Here is a 3,983-nt window from a genome sequence, read left to right on the forward strand (position 1 = left end):
AGTGACGAACCTAGGCGCCGAGGTGTTGGCGATCGGGTGCGACGTGTCTAAGCCGGAGCAGGTCGAGGCGGCCGTGAGCCAGGTGGTCGAGCGCTTCGGGCGGCTCGACGTGGCCTTCAACAACGCGGGCGTCGAGAACAAGGCAGCCCCACTGCACGAGATCGAACTCGAGGAGTGGGACCGCATCCTCGACGTCAATCTGCGGGGCACCTTCGTCTGCATGAAGCACGAGCTGGCGCAGATGGTGCGCCAAGGCGGCGGCGTGGTGGTCAACACCTCGTCCGGAGCCGGCATCCGAGGGGTGGCCGGCGGGGCATCTTATGCCGCCTCGAAGTTCGCGATCATCGGCATGACCAAATCTGCTGCGCTCGACTACGCCACCCAGAACATCCGGGTGAATGCCGTTCTGCCTGGAAACATCGAGACGCCGATGATGGACCGCTTCACCGGCGGCGACATCCAGAAGGCGATCGACCTTGAGCCGGTTGGCCGGCTCGGCAAGCCCGAGGAGATCGCCGAAGCCGTTCTCTGGATGTGCTCGGACCTCGGCGGCTTTGTCACTGGCTCGTCGATCGTCGTCGACGGCGGCTGGTCGCTCTGACGTTTACTGCGAACGATGGAGGATAGGTCTCATGGACATCAAGCGAAGCGGAACTCAGCCCTCGGGCGCGGGGCCCAGGGAATGGTTCACCGGCACGGTAAGGATTGATCCGCTTCACAGCGCGCCCGATCCGGCCCGCGTCGCGATGGCTAGCGTGACATTCGAGCCGGGCGCACGGACGGCCTGGCACACGCACCCGCTTGGCCAGACGCTGATCGTCACGTTCGGGCGCGGATGGGTTCAGCGCGCGGGCGGCCCCATCGAGGAGATCGCACCCGGCGACGTCGTCTGGTTCGAGCCGGACGAGAAGCATTGGCATGGCGCCAGTGCGAACACGGCGATGACGCACATCGCTATCCAAGAGCGTCTCGACGGCAAGGCTGTGACATGGATGGAGCAGGTCACCGAAGGGGAGTATTCCGGGTCCTGAGCACTGGCGACAAGGTCCGCTTTCAGCGATACGACGCCAAGAGCGGACCGGCAGGTTTCCATCCAACCTAGATCTTGGCCTCTGCCTCAACAGCTTGGGAGCGGACCTTCCGAAAGTCGGCAAGGGGTCGAGAGCAGGCGGTACCGACCGTCGAACTTGAACCACTAATCCTACGCGGCTGGCTCGGTCCCCATAGGACGCTGTCGCCATACGATGCTTACCGAAGCGGCACGTCGACCGTCACCCGCAGCCCATCCGGGTCGTAGGCGATGTCCACCTGTGCCTCGACCTGGGCGGTCAGCACGCGGTTGAGGACACGCCATCCGAAGCCCTCCTGCGTTGGCAGCGCCACGGGAGGCCCATCGTGCTCGTTCCAGACCCAGTGCAGCCGCTTCCCACCTGCGTCCTCCTCAAGGGACCAGGTCACCGCGATGCGGCCGTCCGCGTGGGCCAGTGCGCCATGCTTGAGCGCGTTGATCGTCAGCTCGTGCAAGGCCATCCCGATAGGCACCGCCAGGGCCGACGGCAGCACGACCGGCGGACCTTCCAGCAACAGCCGGCCGCGTCCGTTCTCGTAGACGAGGAGCTCCGCCTCGATCAGTTGCCGGAACATCACCGCCTGATCCACGTCCTCGGTGATCATGGCGTGGGTCTTTGCCAGAGAGGTGACGCGCCCCGTGAGGATTCGGGCGAAGTCCGGGATGCTCGTCGATGACCTGACAGTGGCGTTCAGGACGGCCTGGACCGTGGCAAGCGTGTTCTTCACCCGATGGTGCAGCTCGCGGACCATCAAGGCTTGGCGGTCTTCAGCGGCATGTCGCTCGGTGATGTCGCGCTGGGCCGAGACCCAGTGGGAGATCTGACCGTCGTCACTGCGAATGGGGGTGATGAGCCACTCGACGAAGTAGGTCGAGCCGTCCTTCCGATAGTTGATGGCCTCGCCCTGAAAAGGTTCTCCGGCGACCAAGGCAACCCGGATACGTTCAAGGACCTTGCGGTCTGTCTTGGGGCCTTGCAGAAAACGGGGAGACCGGCCCACCACCTCCTCCGCCTCGTACCCAGTCATGCGGGTAAAGGCAGGATTAGCGTACTCGATGCACGGGCCAGGCTCATCGAATTCGGCTGAGGTGATGAGGATGGCCTCGTTCGTAGCCTCCATGGCCGCCTGCAGGATGCTCAGATCCATGACGGGCGTTGGGCGTGGGTTCCCAGAGCCGACTGCTTCAGGATCGCCGTCGGCCGAGAACATGCCCTCCATACGTCGTTCCCGTGGTCGATTGAGCCTCCGGCTCGCGCTCGATGTGCGGACGCACCGTGCCTGGCCTCCTGATCAACCTGCGTATCGGGCACAAGTTGCCTGTCATCGCATGGACCACGGGCACCACCACGGGAGGGCTGGAAGGTGCTACCATCAAGTCGCGGTGATCAGTTCCTTGATGCGCGAGGCGAGCGCCTCCAAGGCGAACGGCTTGGTCAGGACCTACATGCCGGGCCGAAGCTAACCGTTCCCGAAAACGGCGTACTCAGCATAGCCGGTGATAAACGGGGTGCCGGGTAGGACCTAGTGCTCAAGGCTCCCAAGAAGCCGCTCGTACTCCGCCTCGGGCTGTCCGTAGGCCGACCCTGCCAGCGCCGCGAGCCCGGCCCGGTCGCAGATGGTGATGGTGCCGCGCTTGGTCTCGATCAGACCGTCACGCACGAAGTCTCCCATCACGGCCGTCACACTGGTGCGGGTCACGCCCAGCATCAGCGACAGAAACTGCTGCGTCGTGGGCAGCACGTCGCCCTCGACGCGGTCGTGGCACATCAGCAGCCAGCGCGCCAAGCGCCGGTCGATCTTGTAGCGGCCGTTGGCCAGCGCCGTGCAGGCCGCCTGGATCTGCACGGTCTGGGCATAGCGCAGCAGCAGGACGTCGAGATCGGGACTGAGCTCCAGCGCCTCGTAGAGGGCCGCGACCGGCAGCGACCAGGCCAATCCGCCCGCCTGCACGCAGACCTCGTGCGGGGTCCGGTCGGCCTCCAGCAGGACGGGGACGCCGACGAAGCCTTCCCGGCCGACCAGCCCAAGCTCGATCCTCTCGCCGTCGGCGGTCACGGCGATGCTCGACATGATGCCCTGCTCGATGAAGTGCACGGCTTTGATCGGTGTGTTTGGTTCGATCAGCCGTTCACCAAGCGCCAGCGTCACCAGTTCGAGGCGGGGCTGCAGCAGGGCGAAGTCGACGGGCGCCAGGGCCGCCAGCAGGCGGTTCCGGCAGGCGCTCTGGTTCGGGTGGGACACAGGGCTCGTTCACGGTCAGGGCGGGAGCATGAGGCTCTCAGCCGCCTGCGCCCTGATGCGTGCAAACGATGCGGGACCCTACGCCGATCCGAGCTTTCTCGCAAATTCCCATCATATGATCGGTTGGATGTCGGGTTTCGGACATAGGCATGGTGGGACATCGCCGATGTGAGGCCTGATGCAGCACGCACTGATCCAGAAGCTGGAGAGCTTCGAGGCCCTGAGCGATCGGGACCTTGTGGCGCTCAATGCCCTGGTGCCGCGGGTGCGGCAGGTCGGAGCTGGGATCGACCTCATCAGCGAGGGCGACAATCCCGAGAACGTCCACCTCATCCTCGACGGCTTCGCCTGCCGCTACAAGATGCTGCCCAACGGCCAGCGCCAGATCATGGCCTACCTCCTGCCGGGCGATTTCTGCGATCTCAACGTGTTCATCCTCGACCAGATGGACCACAACATCGGCACGATCTCGGCCTGCCAGGTCGTGGACATCCCGCGCGCCGCCATCGACGAGATCACCGCCAAGCATCCGCGGATCACGCGGGCCTTCTGGTGGTGTGCGCTCGTCGACGAGGCGGTGCTGCGCGAGTGGCTGGTCAATCTCGGTGCCCGCGAAGCGCATCAGCGCCTTGCGCATCTGCTCTGCGAGTTGCTCGCCCGCCTGGAGGTGG

5 protein-coding genes are annotated in these 3,983 nt (G+C 65.1%); 3 read left to right on the top strand and 2 right to left on the bottom strand.

The window, feature by feature from the left end:
- Window position 1 precedes the first annotated feature (1 nt).
- The gene (locus tag MFF55_RS25920; RefSeq protein WP_373874876.1) at window positions 2-601 is read left to right on the top strand and encodes an SDR family NAD(P)-dependent oxidoreductase; all 600 of its coding nucleotides are present in this window, start codon (window positions 2-4) and stop codon (window positions 599-601) included.
- Window positions 602-632: 31 nt separating this feature from the next.
- The gene (locus MFF55_RS25925; protein ID WP_238247039.1) at window positions 633-1,031 is read left to right on the top strand and encodes a (R)-mandelonitrile lyase; all 399 of its coding nucleotides are present in this window, start codon (window positions 633-635) and stop codon (window positions 1,029-1,031) included.
- A gap of 217 nt (window positions 1,032-1,248) precedes the next feature.
- Here the strand turns inward: MFF55_RS25925 and MFF55_RS25930 are convergent, their stop codons facing one another.
- Both MFF55_RS25930 and MFF55_RS25935 read right to left on the bottom strand, forming a co-directional pair.
- On the bottom strand, window positions 1,249-2,289 hold the full coding sequence (locus tag MFF55_RS25930; RefSeq protein WP_306421480.1) for a PAS domain-containing protein: 1,041 nt from the start codon (window positions 2,287-2,289) through the stop codon (window positions 1,249-1,251).
- 303 nt (window positions 2,290-2,592) lie between these two features.
- Window positions 2,593-3,312 (bottom strand): Crp/Fnr family transcriptional regulator, encoded by a 720-nt coding sequence (locus MFF55_RS25935; protein WP_238247041.1) that lies wholly within the window; start codon window positions 3,310-3,312, stop codon window positions 2,593-2,595.
- A gap of 178 nt (window positions 3,313-3,490) precedes the next feature.
- On the opposite strand from MFF55_RS25935, the gene MFF55_RS25940 reads away from it, so the two are divergent.
- A partial coding sequence (locus MFF55_RS25940) for a Crp/Fnr family transcriptional regulator (RefSeq protein ID WP_238247043.1) occupies window positions 3,491-3,983 on the top strand: 493 nt, incomplete at its 3' end.

It is taken from the genome of Methylobacterium iners (genome assembly GCF_022179305.1).
Taxonomy (GTDB): Bacteria; Pseudomonadota; Alphaproteobacteria; order Rhizobiales; family Beijerinckiaceae; genus Methylobacterium; species Methylobacterium iners.

Coding starts and splice junctions, on each gene's coding strand:
- MFF55_RS25930 (WP_306421480.1), bottom strand. CDS start 2,289: ATGGAGGGCATGTTCTCGGCCGACGGCGATCCTGAAGCAGTCGGCTCT.
- MFF55_RS25925 (WP_238247039.1), top strand. CDS start 633: ATGGACATCAAGCGAAGCGGAACTCAGCCCTCGGGCGCGGGGCCCAGG.